13 protein-coding genes are annotated in these 18,662 nt (G+C 68.3%); 5 read left to right on the forward strand and 8 right to left on the reverse strand.

The window, feature by feature from the left end; translation table 11 throughout:
- Positions 1–713 precede the first annotated feature (713 nt).
- Positions 714–1,715, reverse strand: coding sequence for a LacI family DNA-binding transcriptional regulator (locus DM816_RS05385; protein WP_117208944.1), 1,002 nt, complete (start codon positions 1,713–1,715; stop codon positions 714–716).
- A gap of 325 nt (positions 1,716–2,040) precedes the next feature.
- On the opposite strand from DM816_RS05385, the gene DM816_RS05390 reads away from it, so the two are divergent.
- The 3 genes from DM816_RS05390 (at position 2,041) to DM816_RS45155 (ending at position 4,620) form a co-directional block, all read left to right on the forward strand.
- Positions 2,041–2,577 carry a hypothetical protein gene (locus DM816_RS05390; protein WP_117208945.1) on the forward strand — a complete coding sequence of 179 codons (537 nt, stop codon included), beginning with the start codon at positions 2,041–2,043 and terminating at the stop codon, positions 2,575–2,577.
- Positions 2,578–3,108: 531 nt separating this feature from the next.
- Positions 3,109–4,374: an outer membrane protein assembly factor BamB family protein gene (locus tag DM816_RS05395; protein WP_162907139.1), complete on the forward strand. Its 1,266-nt coding sequence runs from the start codon at positions 3,109–3,111 to the stop codon at positions 4,372–4,374.
- Between the two features lie 120 nt (positions 4,375–4,494).
- The gene (locus DM816_RS45155; RefSeq protein WP_281274296.1) at positions 4,495–4,620 is read left to right on the forward strand and encodes a hypothetical protein; all 126 of its coding nucleotides are present in this window, start codon (positions 4,495–4,497) and stop codon (positions 4,618–4,620) included.
- 553 nt (positions 4,621–5,173) lie between these two features.
- On the opposite strand, the gene tpx is transcribed toward DM816_RS45155, so the two are convergent.
- On the reverse strand, positions 5,174–5,686 hold the full coding sequence (gene tpx, locus DM816_RS05400) for a thiol peroxidase (protein WP_117208947.1): 513 nt from the start codon (positions 5,684–5,686) through the stop codon (positions 5,174–5,176).
- Positions 5,687–5,791: 105 nt separating this feature from the next.
- Between tpx and DM816_RS05405 the strand changes: the two genes are divergently transcribed.
- A complete protein-coding gene (locus DM816_RS05405) occupies positions 5,792–6,289 on the forward strand; it encodes a hypothetical protein (protein ID WP_117208948.1) in 498 nt (165 codons plus the stop codon).
- 43 nt (positions 6,290–6,332) lie between these two features.
- On the opposite strand, the gene DM816_RS05410 is transcribed toward DM816_RS05405, so the two are convergent.
- The 6 genes from DM816_RS05410 to DM816_RS05435 all read right to left on the reverse strand — a co-directional run bounded on the left by DM816_RS05410 (position 6,333) and on the right by DM816_RS05435 (position 16,525).
- Entirely contained in the window at positions 6,333–8,051 is a 1,719-nt protein-coding gene (locus DM816_RS05410) for a hypothetical protein (protein WP_162907140.1), read from the reverse strand.
- Between the two features lie 431 nt (positions 8,052–8,482).
- On the reverse strand, positions 8,483–10,147 hold the full coding sequence (locus DM816_RS05415) for a M14 family zinc carboxypeptidase (protein ID WP_246001587.1): 1,665 nt from the start codon (positions 10,145–10,147) through the stop codon (positions 8,483–8,485).
- A gap of 94 nt (positions 10,148–10,241) precedes the next feature.
- Complete coding sequence (locus DM816_RS05420) at positions 10,242–10,592, reverse strand: DoxX family protein (protein WP_117208951.1); 351 nt, start codon at positions 10,590–10,592, stop codon at positions 10,242–10,244.
- Between the two features lie 26 nt (positions 10,593–10,618).
- Positions 10,619–11,512, reverse strand: coding sequence for an RNA polymerase sigma factor SigJ (sigJ, locus tag DM816_RS05425; RefSeq protein WP_117208952.1), 894 nt, complete (start codon positions 11,510–11,512; stop codon positions 10,619–10,621).
- A gap of 35 nt (positions 11,513–11,547) precedes the next feature.
- A complete protein-coding gene (locus DM816_RS05430) occupies positions 11,548–14,421 on the reverse strand; it encodes an AfsR/SARP family transcriptional regulator (RefSeq protein WP_117208953.1) in 2,874 nt (957 codons plus the stop codon).
- Between the two features lie 208 nt (positions 14,422–14,629).
- The gene (locus DM816_RS05435) at positions 14,630–16,525 is read right to left on the reverse strand and encodes an elongation factor G (protein WP_117208954.1); all 1,896 of its coding nucleotides are present in this window, start codon (positions 16,523–16,525) and stop codon (positions 14,630–14,632) included.
- Positions 16,526–16,776: 251 nt separating this feature from the next.
- On the opposite strand from DM816_RS05435, the gene DM816_RS05440 reads away from it, so the two are divergent.
- On the forward strand, positions 16,777–18,636 hold the full coding sequence (locus DM816_RS05440) for a serine hydrolase domain-containing protein (protein WP_162907142.1): 1,860 nt from the start codon (positions 16,777–16,779) through the stop codon (positions 18,634–18,636).
- Positions 18,637–18,662 lie beyond the last annotated feature (26 nt).

An 18,662-nucleotide genomic window follows, 5' to 3' on the forward strand; every position in this document is an offset into this window, starting at 1 on the left:
CGATTCCCACTCGGCCGTGGTTCGCCGACATCGGAGATTCCGAACTGGCAGAACGGCTGCTTAGCAGGTGCCTCGGACGGCGTCGGCGAGCCGAGGGTGAACAGCCCGGCCGGGGGTTAGGCCAAGATCTGGTGGGCGACGTCGGTGTGGGAGGCGGGGGCAGAGTACACCTCCGTGGACGCTAGTGATCTTGACTATCGAGCGCGGACTCTCACCGGCTGCATCCCCGCACCTGGTCTCCCGGCTTGTCGAGCTCGGCCATACCGACGAGGTGGCGTTCCAGCCAGGCCGTGAGGAGTGGTTCTGTGCGAGAGAGCGGGCACGGCTACTCACCGGACAGGACCGGCAGGCGGATGTGTTGGAGGTGCTCGCCCCGTACGTCGCCACGGGTTGGTGGAAGGCCGCCGAGACCACGGCCGAGCTGTTGGAGGGGTGGGGAGGAGCGAAGAGGCGATTGCGCTTGTCCGCCCGTATGCAGAGGCCTGTGACCGGCTGGCGCTGGAGTCTTTCGCGCGCATGCCTGCCCGGCACGGCCGGGCGACGAGGCGACACAGGTATTGCGCTCGCTCGCGGACTCGCCCGGCGGCGCGGAGGACTGGATCGTCGACATGCTGTGCACCCACTACGCCGACCAAGGCCGCGCCGAGGAGGGCCTGGCCTACCTCGACGCGCTTGAGGCGCGCGGTGGCTGGGCGGAGACGCTGCGTTTCGGGTCAGGCGCTTTCGCGGCAGATCAGCTGCGACGGGTAGTAGGTGGCCGGCGACGCCCAGCTGCCGTCCAGCACCGCGGTCGTGGCCGCGGTGGCGATGCGTTCCACCGGATGGGTCGAGGTGGTGAGGGTCGGTGTGCTCAGCACGGCGAACGGGATGTCGTCGAAGCCGCAGACCGCGACGTCGCCGGGGATGTTGCGGCCTTGGCCACGCAGCGCGGCGATGATGCCCAGGGCCACGGCATCGTTGCCGGCGATCACGGCGTCCGTGTCTGGCCAGCGGCACAGGGCGGTCCGTGCAGCCGCTTTGCCGCCGTCGGCGGTGAAGTTGCTCCGAACGAGACGGAAGGGCAGCCCGCCGGCTTGCATCAGGCTGCGGTAGGTCTCGACGGACCGTGCGACGCATGGCATCCAGGCAGGGCCGGACACCATCGCGATGCGGCGGCGTCCTTTGTCGTACAGGTGATACACCATGGCCGCGGTGGCGCCGGCGAGGTCCACATCGAAGACCGGAACCGTCGTCGAGCCGAGGCCGATCGAGGCGATCCTGCCGGTAAGCGCGGCCGGGACCGCCCGCAGCACCGCGTCGGTGGCATTCAGCAGGAGCACTGCGCGGGCACTGCGATCCTTGGCCAGCCGGCGCACCTGGTCCGGGTCTCGGTAGGGCAGCCACTGCAACGACACACCGATGCCGCGCGTTGCGCAGGTCACGGCGACCGAGGCGACAAAGCGGTCCACGTAGGGATCGTCGAGCGTGCTGGGCGTATGCCCGGTGACCGCGACGACGAGCCGGAACCCATGGCCACCCACCAGCGCCCGCGCCGCCGCGTCCGGGATGTAGCCCAACGCCTTCACGGCGGCGATGACCCGGTCGCGGGCCTCCGCCGACGACGGCCCACAACCGGTGATGACCCGCGAGGCCGTCGCCCGTGAGACACCCGCCTCGCGGGCCACGTCTTCAAGCGTCACCCTGTGAGTGCTGGTATGCGGGGTCGACGTGGTCATGTCCTCTCCGATCGGCGTCTCAGGAAATAATGCATCGTCATCGGCGAAAGCGCACCGGAACTGGAAGCGCTCTCACACCCGGCCAGGTCGGCGAAGCAAGCGGCATGCAGCGCGCTGGCGCCTGGGGACGCAGGCTGCGGCAAGCAGCTGCGGGCTGGATGGACGCCGGTCGGAGCCATGACTCGCCTTGAGCAGGTGCGGCGGTGGAACTCCAGTCGGCAGTGGGCGATCTCGGAGAAGGTCGTGCACCGGCGCTCTGTATCATTCACGCATTCACACCCATTCACCAATGATGCTCTTGCCGGATACGTAGAAGAATGTCGGCATGATGCGATTTGGTGCAAGGCATGTCCGTCGGCTCATCGTCGTGATCACCACTGCTGTCGCCGCAATCGTCGTGCCCACTGTGGCTGGGGCCGATCCAGTCACGGGTGTCACCTGTACTCTGGGCACATGGAGAACTGAGTTCGACCCAGGCATCCTGCTTCTCGAACCACAGAACACCAAGACGACCAACACGTTCGCCTTCACCAACTGCGCCAGCCTCAGTCAGCCTCTGCTGAGTTCCGGCACCGCAGAGAACAAGCGCACGCTCGCCGACTTCACCTGCCTGAATCTCATCGAACCGATCACCGCGACGTACGAGATCGTCTGGGACAACAACATCGGCAGCAGCACGGTGGAGCTCACCAACTATGTCATCGGCTTCACTGTGGTGGTTACCGGCCCCGTGACAGGCGGGCTCTTCGCCGGCAAACAGGCGACAATCACTTTGCAGAGCTTTCCGGTGACGGTGCCACTGGAGTGCCTCACCGACGGTCTGGAGCTCGTCACCGGGGGCGCAACGCTTGACATCACCTAGGCTTTGCTTTCAGCCCCGGCGGCGGTCGGTGGCGTGAATGCTGTTTCGGAAATGCATGTTCCAGCTCGACGTAGACTCCACATTGGACCGTGCCGCAGCGCGTTGTCCACGAGGTTGGACACCGCGCACCGCAGGCTCGGCTCGTCGACCGGGCACATGGCATGTCAGGTCCGGCGAACGCGACGTCACCGATCACCGGCTTGACCAACGCCACCACCTCGGCCGGCCCGTCCGTCATCGCGATCCGGCGCTCGGGCGCAACGACGAGATGCGCTCCGCGACGGACCGTACCCGCTCGATGGGTCGTACCGCACGGCACCCACCACCATGCCAGTCGCGCCGAACGCCGCCGTGCTGCACACCGATCTGCTGGACAAGCAGGTGCAGCTTCAGCTCTCGGCCCGATGTCTGAGCTGTTCGTCTGGTGGTGATAAGACAGGCGCGCCGGTCTCGCAGTCGTCCGGTGCCGCCATGGAAACCTCGTATATGGTCATATGTGTCAATGGGGCTGTGTCGGCATGGGGAGGTTCGATGGCTAGGCAGTCCGGCGGTGATGACGCGGCGGCGATGTACCGCGGCGATGCGGCCCGGCGTGGTTTCTGCCCGACTGAGAAAGCCGCGCACGGGTTTGTTCCGTGGGCGTTCGAGACCGGTGGCCCGATCAGGGCCGCTGCGGCGGTCGCCGACCAAGTCGTGTACATCACCAGCCTTGACGGGGGTCTCTACGCGGTGGATGGGTTGACCGGTCGGCCACGCTGGCGCTTCGCGGTCTCCGGTGGTGTGGACTCCTCCCCGGTTGTGGCCGGTGGCGTGGTCTATTTCGGTGGGGACATGCATGTTCTGGCGGTCGAGGCGGCAACGGGCCGGCAGCGATGGCGATATCCGACCGACGCTCTGTCGGGCTCCTCACCGGCTGTGGCCGGTGGAATGGTCTTCATCGGCGCCAGCGATTCTCGCCTGATCGCCGTCGATGCGAGCAGTGGCACGCTGCGTTGGGAGTTCGCCACCGGCGGGCACAGACTCTTCCCTGATTCGCCACCACAGCCGAGGGAAACCGCGTCTTCCGCGGCGGTCGAGCGCGGCGTCGTCTACTTCGTAGGCGTCGACGGGAATGTGTATGCGCTGACGGCGAAATCCGGCGCCCTGCGGTGGACGGCGCCGATGCAATGCGATAGCCGCGCCTGCGTCGCGGTGGATGGCGGCATCGTCTACGGCGCGAGCCGTGGCAACGTGTTCGCCCTGGACGCCTCCAGCGGAGCAGTCAGGTGGCAGCAGCAGGTCAACACGACCTTCGACTACTGCGTGCCGGCAGTCGCGGACGGCCGGGTGTTCATCGCCGGTCGACGGGCGGGGTCTGCGACGGGGGGTCTCTCGATTCTGGGAGATCTGTATGCGTTTGACGCGAAGACCGGGCACCGGGTCTGGCACCTTCCCACAGACAGCTGGGTTGAAGCTTCCCCCGCGGTCGACGGTAACCGGGTGTATCTGGCCACGAGAGGCTCGTCGGCCAGCAAAGCCGCGCTTTCCGCGTTGGACGCCTCAACAGGTGTGCTCCACTGGGAAAAGAAGATCAATTTCCGGTCCCGTGGGACGACGCTGCTGCCGGTCGACGGCATTCGCTCCTCACCTACAGTGGCTGGTGGCGTGCTCTACCTCGGCAATCCCAACGGCTACCTGTACGCCTACCGTGCGGACACGGGCGAAGGAGCCGGCCCGCGAAGCGAGCCGATAGGACAAGCGATCGCGTATCGGCTTTTCCGCCGGCTCTTCGGCTACCGGCGCCCGGAACAGTCATGAGTCGCCGACGCGCGACGGTGCCCATGGCCGAGGTGAGCGCGGTGTGGATGACGCATCGGGGCGACACCGCACACGGCTACGAGACGACACGGCTGCGGCTGGCGCCGCACCAACAAACAGATGACGTGCAGGCACGATCCCGCGCCGGGCCAAGCGCTCGTGCGGCTGCTCCCGTCGCACGTCACCGTGGACGAGCGGTGGGACGAACTCGCGGAACCGCCGAGCTTCGGGTACTGCGAGGGCTGAGGGTGTGGTCGCGGTGCAGGTAACTGTCCGAATTGGATTCGCAGACCGGGCCGGCTAGTGCCCTGACCACAAACCTTCGCCGGTGGGTAGCCTCGCGGTGTGGTGACCGAGGACATGGTTGCCGCGGCCTCGAAGGGCGACTGGGGTGACGCCGCTCGGGATGGTGTTTCCCTGGCCACCTTCGGCGCCGCCAGCAAGGCCGTCACCAAGGAGGGCAACGGGGGCCAAGAAGGTGCAGCAAAAGCGACGAGGTCGACCCGAAGCTGCGGGGCGTCGACCGGGCGAAAATCGCGAACGACCGCGCACGCGAGCTCGCCGACAAGAAGGCGAGAGCGAAGGCAACGAAGATCCAGAGCAGGCAGTGGGCGGCCAAGGTCAAGGCGATGAAGGCGGCCTACAAGAAGCAGCAGCAAGCGAAGAAGGCGGCCGCGAAGCTGGCCAAGAAACCCGCCTCATACCGGGCGGCATTGAAGAAGGCCAGCAAGTACTGACGCCGGTCGCGGGGCCGCCATGTGCGCACTCGGCATGACGGCCCCGTCGGCTACCAATGCTTTCAGCCGAGAGCGGCAATCGCCGCGTCGTAATCGGGCTCGGCCATTTGATCTGGTACGTATTCGGCGTGCACGATCCGGCCGGCCCCGTCGATGACGAACACGGCGCGCTGCAGCAACCGCCACTCTTTGAGCAGCACGCCGTAGTCGCGTCCGAAAGTCTCGGAGCGGTGAGCCGACAGCAACTGGTGGCCGGCGCCCTCCGTCTCGCGCCAACGGTCCAGGGCGAACGGCAGGTCCATGCTGATGGTCATGACCCGCACGCCGCTGTCAACGGGGAGGCGCTGCTGCCACGAGCGGGTCTCCACCTGGCACACCGGCGTGTCGATCGAGTTGATCACATTGAGGAGCCGTTGCGCCCCATGCGAATCGGCGAGGCTCACCGGCTTGATCGCGCCGTCGGTATCGAGAAAATCCAGCACGAAATCCGGAGCCGCGTCGCCGGCTTGAAGCTTTATACCGATGACCGTGAGCTGCTCGCCGAGCTCGAAGGCCTCGCCTGTTCGTTCATCCATGGCGGCCAGTGTAGGCAGGGCCGGTTTTCAGTCGAAAACCATTCCCGGTTCAGTGCTGCTCGCCATGATGAGCTCCACACCGAGTTCGTCAAGAAGGAGCCTAAGATGACCATGGCCAGCAGGTCGCGCCGCCGCGTGTTCGGCGTCATCGGCGCGACCCTCGCCGCGCTGTTCGTCATGTCGGTCGCGGCGGCACCGGCACACGCCACACTCGGCCCGGCGCAATCCGTCGACATCCAGTTGCGCAGTTACTCCGACAGCGGAGGCGAATACCTGGTCGGCCGGGTGGTCGGCACCATCCAGTTCGACAGCGGGAACACGCAGTACCGGCTGGCGGTCACCATCTGCCGGCAGTCAAGCTATACGTCACCGAACATGCGGATCTACGTCAACGGCACGCCTGGCCCGGTGTACGCGGGCGAGGACGGCGTGCGCCGGCCGCACATCTGCGGTGGGCACGGACTGTCCAATGTGGTCGACGGGTTGTTCACGTACGGCGGGACGATCGTGGGCATCTCGGTCACCATCGAAGGCATCCACTTCGACGGGTCGACCGCCCGAACCGTCAGCAAGGGCAGGTACTACGACAACCCGTTCAACTGATCTCGCGGCGGTGGGCGTCCCGCCGGGACGCCCACCGCATGTGTCACTTCTTCTTCGCGCGCCGCTTCTGCTTCGGCTTCGGCTTCTCATCCCACTCGGCCTCTTCGTCCACCTTCTTGGCGTGCGACTTGAACGGCGACACCGGGCTGACGTCGTGCTGCGTGAGGCTCAGGAATTTGGTCGCCGCCGCGGGCACGGCGAGTGCGCACTCGCCGTTCAGCACCCACTTGACCGCTCCCGTGGTGCGCATGTGCGACCGCTTCACCAGTTCGGGGAACGCCGTCGTCATCGTGTCCAGGTGCACGGACAGCACGTGCAGCACCCGCTCCTCCGGCGTCGCCGACGCACCGGGCGCCCACTTCTGCGTGGTGCCGTCGTCCATTTCGCCCAGCGCGCTCAGCGCCTGCAGGTCCAGCATCTTCCACAGGGTCCAGCACACTTGCGCGGGATCGGCGCGGGTAGGGTCCTCGTCCCACGCCCACAGCTTGCCCATCTTCTGCCCCTCGGCCTTGGCGTCGGCCGTCGCGCCGCGCAGCACGGCCGCCATGGGCATCGCGTTACGCATCATGATGTATGCGCCGATGAGCCCTTCAAGCTCGGGCAGCAGGTCGAGATCGCTGGTCGCATCCTGCACGGCGGCCTTGGCCGCGTCTTTCGCCGCCTCGAAGGTGACCAGCGCATTGGCGAAGATGCCCTTGGGATCGATCTTGGGGCTGGGAGCACTTGCCGGCCACGTGGCCAGCTTCCCGATCCTGTCGGCTAGGGCGAGCATCTGCGCCATCGCGTCGGGGATCGTGCGGTTGACGACGGTCTGGCGCACCGCCGCCTCGATCGCGATGTGCGCCGTCACGTGATGGCCCTGCGTGTTGAGCAGCGTGTTGCCCCTGCCGTCGAGGTGAATCTCGTCGATGTAGTGGGTGTTGCCCTCCTTGACGAGCTCGATGTTGGCCAGGCAGGCGTTGCTGCTCGATGTGCTCCAACCGGCGGGTGCGGCCTCCCACTCGTACTGGGTCTCGGGCAGCTGCGTGCCGCCACGAAGCGTGATGCCCTTGAACGCGGCGTTGAACCCAGCCGTCGTGGCCAGCCTGGACGCGTCGTAGGCCAGCGGGTAGGCGTAGGTGAGCTCGCGAAGGTGCGCGATGACCGTGTCGCGGACGGCCTCCGCGCGGTCGTGCAGGATGATGCCCGGCACGGACGAGGTGTCGCCCCTCGTCGAGATGAAGCGGAGCGCGTCCTCGTCGAGCAGGCCCACCATCAGCGCGCGCAGCTCCTTCGGGGTGAACTGCCGCTCGCCGGATTCAAAGTCGCGCAGCTTGCGCAGTGCCGCCGGCTCGCCTCGCCCGCGTGCCTGGTCCGGGCCGAGGAAGGCCGCGGTCATCGGGGCGAGGTTGCGGCCCGTCAGGTACATCGCGATGCCCTTCTGCAGCTTGGCGATATCGCTCGTGCGGCGGGCATCCTCCAGGACGTCCCAGCCGTCCTCAATGATCGTGTTGAACCACGTGGACCGCGGGTGAGCAAGGAGCTTCACGCTCTCGCCGTCCTCCGTGTCGAGCTGTTCCAGCAGCCAGCGGACCTCGCGTGCGGCAGTACTGACCTTCCAGCCGACCGCCGCGCGGCGTACCGAGTCGACGAACACCGACCACGGCGTGAGGTGTGAGCCTTCATAGGCGCCGAACGGATGCGGCCGCGGCCGCCCGGCCACCGCCACGGTGATCACCTTGCCGTCGGGGCCGACCGCGACGCGCACTGTCGGATACCTCAATGTGTTTGCTTGCACGAATGGCCTCCTGTGTGAATGTGCCGATACACACGTGAGGCGCGAGAACCCGGCGCCGATACGACGCCAATCCGACTGTCGGACATGGACCGCCGTGCTTGCCCAGCGCCGCTGAAGCGCCCGCACGGCCAAGGCACACGGCCCAACCAGGGCGTCCGGCAGGCCCGCTCCCGCGTCGCGCTGCGGGGGGCTACCGGGCGGAAGGTTTCATGATCATTCGTCGGCCTTGCCGCAGATGGCCAAGCGGGCGAGATCACCCCAAGTCGGGGTGACTTCCGTGCCCTTCCCCGGGTGATCCGACCCGGGGAAGGCCCTGGACCGCGATCCTCACCCGGCTCGACGCGCCGCGCCGGCTCGCGGCGATGGTCGGCTCGGTGCTGCCCGCGATCCCGGCGGCACTGGCGCTCCCGATTGCCCTATAGGGGGACGCACTGGTCGGTCTTGGGTCCCGTTACGGTGTTGGGGATTTCGAGGTTGACCGGGGCGGGGGAGTTGCCCGAGCATTGCAGCGGGCCGGTGATCGTGTTCCCGGCGATGAGTGTGCTTGTGTTGTCCGCCAACCGGACCTGGCCGGTGAGCGCGTTGGCGGCCACGACAACCGCGCCGGTGGTGCCCGTGATCCGCACCGGGCCGACGACGGTGCTCGCGGTCAGGAACACGCCCGCTGCTTCGCTGGCCGTGATCGGCCCGGTGAACGAGGTGCCCGTCGCGATCAGCGTGGCGCCCGGCTGCACCGTGACCGGGCCGGCGACCGTCGCCCCGGCGAGGCACGCGACCCCGGACGACACGACCAGCCGGCCGGTGTGGCGGCCGGTCAGCGTCGGCTGGATGCGCTGTGCCGCAACGAGTTCCTCGAAGGCTTGCGCGTCCAGCAGGAGCGGGATCAGGCCGCGCTCGGGCTGGGCCAACGGGATCACGTAGCCGTCGGCGACCGGGACCACCTTCCACCCGTGCGCTTCGATGCGCTGCGCCGCGGTCGGGCCGTCGGAGCGCGCGCCGTGGTATTGCTCCTCGCTGAGTTTGTATGCGCACGGCGGATCGTTGAGGATCGCCGAATCGGCGGGCGCGTCGACGGGCGGTGGGCTCTCGCCCGGGTGGGGTGCGGGAAAGGCGGGGATCGGGCGCGAGCCGCGGAACACGATCCGTCCGGTGTTGGCGACCTGGAACCCGATCGCCGCCCGGCGCGCCTGCGTGAGCGCGGTGAGTCTGGCCCGGTGGTAGTCAAGGAACTGGTCGAACGTCCACAGCGCCGAGTACGCCTTGCGCCGCCTGTTGTTGGCCGGGTTGCCCTCGTCGGGCCGGGTCGGCCCGCCCGCCGAACGCAGCTCCAGCAGCGAGTTGGTCACGTTCTTCAGACCGAGCGTGTTGCGCAGGATCGTCTCCTCGCTCAGTCCGACGTTGCCCCCGTTGGCGCAGCCGTACGGGCAGGGCCACCACCCGTCGACGGCACCGCGCTCGTACATGTGGTTCACCATCATGTCTTGCGATTGGTCGAAAATGGACTGTGCGACGTTCTGATGCCGTGGGGGCAGCATGGGCAGATCACCGGCGTTGATGTTGCCGAACTCGTGCCCGTCGAAGCTCGCCACCGGGCGGTAGTCGCGCAGCATCCGGACGAAGGCGAACGTCTCGGGCTGGCGGATCAGCGAGTAGTCGCGGTTGAGGTCCTGGCCGGTGGAGTTGCCGCGGGTGTTGGCCGCCCGGCCGTCCCCGTTGATGGTGGGGACAATGAGCACGGTGGTGCGCGAGAGCAGGTCGATGGTGCGCGGGTCGCGGGCGTTGGCCAGTCTGCGGACCAGGATCAGGCACGCTTCGCGGTTTCCGGGCTCGTTGCCGTGCACGTTGCAATTGATGGACAGTGGGGCGGTGACGGCCACGGCCGCCGGGGTCGCGGGTGGGGTGGGATGTCCAATCACGAACATGTTGATCGGGCGGCCGAGCACCGTGCGCCCGAGCTCCACGACCCGGACCCGGTCGCTCAGCGCGTCGATCGCGGCCGTGTAGGCGTACTCGTCGGTGTCGGTGGTGAATTGAGCGCCCTGCGACAGCTCCCATCCGGTGCGCAGGCTCTCGCCCGGCACGTTGGGGTCACCCCACGGTGGTAGGGCTGCGCCCAGGCCGGCGTGCCCGTGGCCAGCACCACGATGAGAGCAAGAAATATTCTCATAAGGAAATCTAGCAATATCGTGCCAGGTTCACGATGAACGCGGCCACGGCCAGCCCGAAGAACACCGCCCAGCCGGCGAGGTGGCGGTCACCGACGCGCAGGTGGGCGCCGAGCGCCAAGATGAAGTACAGCACCAGCCCCGCCGCGGCCAGGATGCCCAGCAGCGGCACGACGAACCCGGCGAGCAGACCGAGCGAGCCGGCGCCCAGGATCGTGCCCAGCACGGGGATCCACGAGTGCGGCACGCGCATCCGGTCGGCCTGCGCCTTGGGGTAGGCGTGGCCGGTCAGGTTCGCCACGGCGGCAAGGCCGTTGACCAGTGAGGCAAGAATCGTGATCGTGAGGTATGCGGTGAACATGCCTCACGGACGAGACAGCCCTGCGCTTAGTGACGCGCGGTGACCTGAGTCACACCGGTCAGCTTGTGCCGATTGCTCACGACATGCAGCGTCGCGATCGCCCCGTCCACCAGATGCGGCATGACCGCCAGCACAGGCGTGCGCCCGGAGTAGACGACAATCGCGGGGCCGCCGTTGACGTCAAGCACGCTGGCATCCGAGCCTTCCGGCAGTTGTCGCGACAAGACCACGATCGCCCGCGCCACACGCTCCAGGCCGTGGATCGGTTTGCGGGGCGCGAGGGTGAAGCCGCCGCCATCGCTGACCAGTGTCACGTCCGGTGCCAGTATCGCCATCAGAGCCTTCAGATCGCCGCCCGCGCAGGCGGCCAGAAAGCGTTCGGTGGCAACCCTTCTGGTGGCCGGGTCGGAGTCGTAGCGGCGGCGGCGCGCGTGCACCGCGTGCTTGGCGCGGTGGGCGATCTGCCGCACGGCGGCGTCGCTGCGGCCGACGATGCGGGCGATTTCGGCGGTACCGTAGCCGAACACCTCACCGAGCACGAACACCGCACGCTCCACCGGCGACAGCGTCTCCAGCACGAGCAACATGGCGGTCGACACCGAGTCTGCCTGCGCCACGTCATCGGCCACGTCGGGCGCGGTCAGCATCGGCTCGGGCAGCCACGGCCCGACATATGATTCCCGCCGCACACGCGCACTGCGCAACCGGTCGATCGCCAGCCGCGTCGTCACGCGCACCAGATAGCCTTCAGCGTCTTTGACACCGGCCGCGTCGACCCGGCTCCAGCGCAGCCAGGCGTCCTGCACGACGTCCTCGGCATCGGTCACACTGCCCAAGACCCGGTAGGCCACGGCCTGCAGCAACCCGCGATGGGCACTGAACACCCGCTCCGCCTCCGACTGCCTGAGCGTGCCTCGCATACGCCCAACCTAGCGCGCCCGAAGCGGGCGCCTGCTCATGTGCGGCCGAGCAGGGTGAGCGCCGCGTCCTGGTCGGCGGTGGAGCCGAGTTCGCGGGCCAGCACGAGGCTGCGTTGCAGGGCGCCTCGCGCGGCGGCGGTGCGGCCCTGGGCCAGATAGGCTTCGCCGAGCCGGCGCAGCTCGATTGCTTCGCCTTCGCGGTCGGCGATTTCGCGGCAGATGGTGATGGCTTGCACGAGTTCTTTGACGGCGGGGTCCGGATGGCCCGTGCGGTGGTGCAGCCAGCCGAGGTTGCCCAGGGCGATAGCCTCGCCGCGACGGTAGCCGAATTCGCGGCTCAGTTCGAGGCTTTCCTTCAGGTATCCTTCGGCTTCCCCGATGCGGTCGGGTTGGTAGCCTGCGGCCACGCCGACGCTGCAGAGGGTGTAGGCCTGGCCGAACCGGTCGCCGAGCTGTTCGAAGATTTTAAACGCTTGGGTGTACGCCTCCTGCGCCTGCGCCAGCCGGCCTGCCAAGCGATGCACGGCCCCGATCAGGTGCAGCACCTGTGCCTCACCTGTGCGGTCGCCCGTCTCGCCGCAGATGCGCTGCGCCCGGCTCAGGGCCGTCATCGCGGGAGCCTCGCGACCCAGCCGACGGTAGGTGCTGCCGGTGGCGCGCAGCACTGCGGTCTGCCCATGCCGGTCGCCCAGCGCGTCCATGATGGACAGTGCGTCGTCGAGATAGCCGAGCGCGTCCTCGAACCGGTCCAGATTCAGGTGCAGCTCGCCCATCCCGCGCAGCAGATATGCCTCGCCCACGCGATCGCCCGCCGCAACGCACGCCTGCAGGGCCGCCTCGTGCGTGATGCGCCAGTCCTCCAGGTACTCCCTGAGCTCAAAAAATCGGGTCACGGTCACGGCGAGGTTCCATGCCGGCTCGACCAGGCCCGCGCTCGCGGCTTGCCGCACGGCCGAGGTCAGACCGCCCCGTTCGGCTTCGTGCCACCGCACCGGATCGCGCGTCAGCTCGTCGATCTCGCCCGGCTCCCAGCCGTTCCAGCGAGGCGCGGTCTGCGGTGCCACGCGGTGGAATCCGCCGGGCATGCGTTCATATGCCGCGTCGGCCAGCGTGAGCCAGCCACCCAACAGCCGCCGGAGTCCACTGTGGTCGGACGGCGCCCGTTCCCGCGCGAGATCCCTGACCAAATCATGCATCTTGTACCGGCCCGACTCCGCCTCGACAAGCCGGGCCTCGACGAGCCGTTCCAGCGGTTCCTCCGCCCGCGCCGCGGGCAGATCGAGCAGCGGGCCGGCCGTCCACGCGGGCAGATGCCCGGAGTCCACCGTGCCGAGCAGCCCGAACAACCGCTGGTCCATCGGGTCGAGCGCGTCCACGCTCAACGCCACGCTGGCCCGCACCGCCAGGTCGCGAGTGGACAGTGCGTCCAGCCGCCCGCTCTCGTCGGCCAGCCGCGCCGCCAAACGGGCCACGGGCCAATGCGGCCGGGCGGCCAAGCGGGCCGCCGCGACCCGGATCGCCAACGGCAGATATCCGCAACGTTCGGCCACCGCGAGACAATCGGGCAGCGCATCGGCGACCCGTTCGGGCCCGAGCGCCATGCGCAGCAGGTCGAGCGCCTCGCCCGGCTCGAACACGCCGAGGTCCACCTCCTGCGCCCCGATCAGCGCCGCCATCCGGCGCCGGCTGGTCAGGATGACCGCGCAGCCGGGTTCGGCGGGCAGCAGCGGCCGCAGCTGCGCCTCGCCCTCGGCGTTGTCGAGCACCACGAGCACACGCCTGCCCGCCGTCCGTGCGCGGTACAGCGCGGCGCGCTCATCCGGATCGGCCGGGATGCCGCGCGGGTCCTCGCCCAGCGCGCGCAGGAATCGGGCCAGTACCTCCGCCGGGTCCAGCGGCCGGTCGACCCCGCGCAGGTCGGCGAACAGCTGGCCGTCGGCGAACCGGTCCCGCACCATGTGCGCCGTGTGGATGGCCAGGCTCGTCTTGCCCGTCCCCGCCGCACCCGAGATCGCCACGATGATCGGGGCGGTCTCGACCGGGCCGGTCAGTTTCGCCGCGAGCTTGCCGGCCAGCTGAACACGCGCCACGAAATCGGGCATGTCCATCGGGAGCATCGCCGGCCGCGCCGGGCCGGAAGGCTCCAACGTCGTGTCCAATGTGGAGTCGCCGTCGAGCACCAGCCGGTTGAGCCGCTGCAGCTCCGGTCCGGGCTCCAGGCCCAGCTCGTCGATCGACAGCGTGCGCCCCTGCCGGAAGGTCTCCAGCGCCTCGGCCCGCCTGCCCGTGCGATACAGGGCCAGCATGAGCCGCTCGCGCAGTTCCTCCCGCAGTGGCTCCTCCGTGACGCGCTGGCGCAGCAGCGGCACCAGATCGGCATGCCGGCCCAGCGCGAGCCGCACGTCGAACAGCTGCCGTTCCGCGGCGACCCGCTGCTCGGCCAGCTCGGTGACGGCGGCCTGAAAACCGCTGCCGTGCGGATCGCCGGGCAGCGTCACGTCGGCGAACGGCCCGCCCCGCCACAGCCCCAACGCCCGGTCGAACTCCTCCGCGGCCTCGGCGAGGCTCCCGGCCCGTACCAGATCAACAGCGGCGGCAACCCGGTTGGCAAACCACTCGGAGTCCACTTCGGACAGTCCGGCGGCCAGTTCGTAACCACCCGGGTGGGTGACGATCGCATCGTCGCCCAGCACCCGCCGCAGCCGCCACACCACGGTCTGGATCTGACCGACCGCCGTGTCGGGCGGGTCGTCGCCCCACAGCGCGCGCAGCAGGTTGTCGATGGACGTGAGCCGCCGCCCGTTGGCCAGCAGCATGGCCAGCACCGCCCGCTGCCGGCGGCTGCGCATCGTGACCGGCCGCCCGTTGATGACCGTCAAGAGTGGGCCGAGAACCCGAAAAGTCACCATCTCGGGCACACCCTACCACCGGCGTCGAATCAATTTAGATGCGTAATCGTGCACCTCTCACAAGAACGTCGGCGTCCGACATGGAAGACCAAATTCACCTACCCGACCGGAGCTACCGATCAACGCCATGGTCATAGTCCTATGGCGTGGGCGGTTCGCGGCCCGCCTCGCCGCGCAACAACCGCACTATGCGGCATAGGCCGCGATCTCAGCCGCGGCGGCCGCGTCCGCTCGTCGCGGCTGAAGGGTGCCAGCCCGGCCTGGCCGGGACCGGCCCGCGCACCTGCCGGTAGTGGTCGAAGGTGCTGTCGAGCACGCCTTCGCCACGGCTCAGTGATGGCAGCAGCTGCTGCAGCTCGTGCACCCGGGTCGCGGGCACGTCGGCCTCCAGCTCGGCGGACGCCCCGCGCAGCCGCGACGCTTGGACGATCCCGCCGAGCCGGGCCACGACCGGCATGACCGCACTGAGCACATCGCCCGGGACTTCGACGTGCACGCGATGGATCGGCTCGTGCACGTTCGTCCCAGCCTGCCGCAGCGCCGCCAGCAACACCAGCGGCGCGAGATTGCGGAAGTCTCCGGCCGAACTGGACGACTTGCTCCACCCGTACGGCGGCGGCGGCGTGTATCCCGAGTGGGTCAAGGTGACCACGCAGTCGGTGACCTCCCAGCCGTGCAGCCCATGCCGCAGCGTCGCGCGCACCGACTCCTCAACCGCCTTGATGAACGCCAACGGCAGCGACCCGAGCTCGATGCCCAGCCGGAACCGCACTGCCGACCCGACCGGCCCCGGCTCGACGCGCAGCCCGACGGTTGCCCGGAACGGGTTGCCGTCGCCGCCCATGAACTCCGCCGCGCTGCCCGTGCCGCGCGGCCGTTCAATGTAGACGGTCGTGGTTTCCTGGAACGAAACCTTGATGCCGAAGTCCTGGTGCAGAGTCGCTTCCAGAATCTCTTTTTGTATCTCTCCGTAAAGCGATACCGCGATTTCCTCCCGCAGTTCGTCGCGGCGCAGGCCGATCAGCGGGTCCTGCTCCGCCAGTTCGGCAAGCGCGGCATACAGCGGGCCACGGTCGGCGGGCCGGCTCGGCACGACGACCGCCTCCAGCGTGGGCGGCGCGAACGAGCGTCCCATTAGGACAGGAGATGCCCCGATGGTGTCACCGATACGCACGCCTCGCAGGCCCGTGATCTTCGCGATCTGCCCGGCCGTGACCGAGGCGCGGCGCACGAGACCCCCGCGCTCGAACACCTCGATCCCGGTGACCGTGCCCCACGGCAGGCGCTCGCGCACACCGATGGCTCCGGCGAACATGCGCACGTAGGCCGTACCGCGCTCCATTTTGAACACCACACCGGATGGCTCGGCGGCGGGATCACCCGCGGCCGCCGGCAGAATCTCCGTGATGCCACCGATCAGCTCGTCGATGCCGGCGCCCGTGATGGCCGAACCGAAGTACACCGGGTACACCAACGCCTTTCGCGTATGCGAAGCCAGCGCGCGGCGCAGATCGCCCGGCGGCGTGCCGTTGACATAGGCGGCCAGCAGGGTGTCGTCGTGTTCGGCGAGCACCTCGAGCGGCGGTTCGTGCGGCGTGAACCCGGCGTCCCGGCCGCCGAGCCCGCCGACCGTCCCCATTGGAGCGATCGCCGGGGTCAGCCGGTCGGCGATCTCCGATAGCAGGGTGTCGTACCGCGAGCCCGCCCGGTCGATTTTGTTCACGAACAGCAGCGTCGGCAGGCGCATCCGCTGCAGCACCCGCATCAGCACCCGCGTCTGCGCCTGGACCCCCTCGACCGCCGAGACGACCAGGATCGCCCCGTCGAGCACGCCGAGCACCCGCTCCACCTCCGCGATGAAGTCGGGGTGGCCGGGCGTATCGATGAGATTGACGGTGACATTGCCGACGACGAACGACACCACGGCCGACTTGATGGTGATGCCGCGTTGGCGTTCCAGGTCGAGCGTGTCGGTCTGGGTGCTGCCCGCGTCGACGCTGCCGATTTCGCCGATCACCCCGGCGGTGTGCAGCAGCCGCTCGGTCAGGCTGGTCTTACCGGCGTCGACGTGGGCGAGGATCCCGAGATTGAGCGTGCGTTCCAAGCGTCATGTCCTCTGCGTGGGAGACGGTGTGCAAGCGGGTGGACATGAGCGCTGCTCGCATCGGAAACTCCCCTCCCTGGGACAAGACGAATACGCCACTCACTACATCAAGGATCGCTGGCGGCCCGCAACGGGTTTTCGCGCGTGGCGCGCGTCACGCAGTAGGAGAGGCGACACAAGCGCGACTTAAGCCATCGAAACCTGCGATCGTATTGCGCGTTGTCCACCCCCACAGAACACAGGAGTCCACAATGGACCGGCGCCGCTTCCTCGCCCTCACCGGGGGCCTGGGTCTTGGCACCAGCATCGCCAGCCTCACCGCAGCGGGTTCCGCGAGCGCGGCGGGCTACCCCTATTTCAACCGGCGGATCCCGGACGAGGCGCACACCCAGATCGGCGCCATGTCCGCGCAGGGCATCACGTCGTTCTCGTTCACGCCGTCCAACGGCTGGGTGATCGTCACGCAGAGCGGAGGCTACTTCGCGCGCAACATCCCGGACGAGTGCTTCACCAAGCTCGGCCAGATGATCGCCAACGGCACAAAGATCCACTGTGTGGCGTTCCCGCCCGCGGGTGGCAACAGCTGGGTCATCACCGGCGACAACGACATGTTCGCGCGCAACATCCCCGACGAGTGCTATACCAAGCTGCTGGAGTTCTACAACGGCGGGCAGCAGGTCATGCACGTGGGCTTCCCGCCGGCGGGCGGCAACCGCTGGGTCGTCGTCGGCAGCAGCGGGTTCTACGCGCGCAACATCGACGACGAGTGTTTCCAGATGATGCGCAACCTGACCCAGGGCGGGCGCAAGGTCACCCGGGTGGCCTTCCCCTACACGGGCGGCTGGGCCGTGGTGGCGCAGGACGAGTTCCACACGCGCGGCATCGACAACGAGTGCTTCCAGCAGATGCACAACTTCGCGGCGGGCGGCTGGCAGGTGCACAACATCGCCTTCTCGCCCGTGAACAACGGATGGTCGCTCATCAGCCGGGGCAAGGCACCGGTCCTGCCGGCCGACAGAGCCCGCCAGGTCGAGGCCAACGTCGGCGGCAAGGACATCTGGGCCAGGATGGCCGACTACAAGACGCCCGGCGCCGCCATCGCGGTCGTGGTCGGCAACCAGATCGCGTGGTCGACCGGATACGGCTGGCTGGAGGCCGGGCAATCGGGCGCGGTCCACCCCGAAAGCGCGTTCCAGGCCGCGTCGATCAGCAAGGCGGTGAGCACCGTCGGGTTCCTGCGGCTGCTGCAGGGTTCGCAAACCCTGATGCTGGGCAGCGACATCCGGCCGCTGCTGGGCTGGCAGCTCGGCCAGCGGGCGTGCGTGACGGCCAACACCGGGCCGACGATCGACCAGCTGCTGGGCCACCGGGGCGGGGTCATCGGGCGCGGGTCGACGTCGCCGGCGAACGTGTGCTCCGGCTTCACGATGAACGTGGGTGGCGGGTTCGCGGGCTACGGTCCCAACGCGAACGTGCCGACACTGCTGCAAATCCTGAACGGACAGGGCAACTCGCCGAAGATCGAGCTGAGCACCGAGCCGGGCGCGGCGTTCTATTACTCGGGCATGGGCTTCGAACTGCTGCACCGGATGCTGGAGCAGCAGACCGGGCAGACGCTTGCCGCGTACATGCAAAACAATGTCTTCAATCAGTTGGGAATGAACAACAGCAGCTTCTCGCTCACGCCGGGCTTCGAGCTCGCGGCCGGGCACACCACGGGCGGCGCCGTCATCGCGGGAAAGCGTTACCGCTACCCGGAATCGGCCGCCGCCGGGCTCTACACCACCGTCGTCGACCTGTGCCGGCTGATCCGCTGGATCAACCAGGCGTGGACATCGCCGGGCAACATCGCCGGGCCGCTCAACAAGACGTGGGTCACCACGATGCTCACGCAGGGCGTCACGCCGGGCATGGGGCGCGGCTTCTTCACCGCCAACGCGGGCACCAACAACTTCCTCTACACCCACAACGGCTCCAACTATGGATTCAAAACCAATTTCGTGGGATACCCGAACCTCGGCGCGGGCTTCGCGGTGATGGCCAACGGCGACGACGGGGGCCTGGTCAACGAGATCAGCAACTCGATCAAGGCGGTCTATGGCTGGAGTTGACCCAGGCCGGGTCACCTGCCCACCCA

Origin of the sequence: Allorhizocola rhizosphaerae, assembly GCF_003426775.1 — a bacterium.
Lineage (GTDB): Bacteria > Actinomycetota > Actinomycetes > Mycobacteriales > Micromonosporaceae > Allorhizocola > Allorhizocola rhizosphaerae.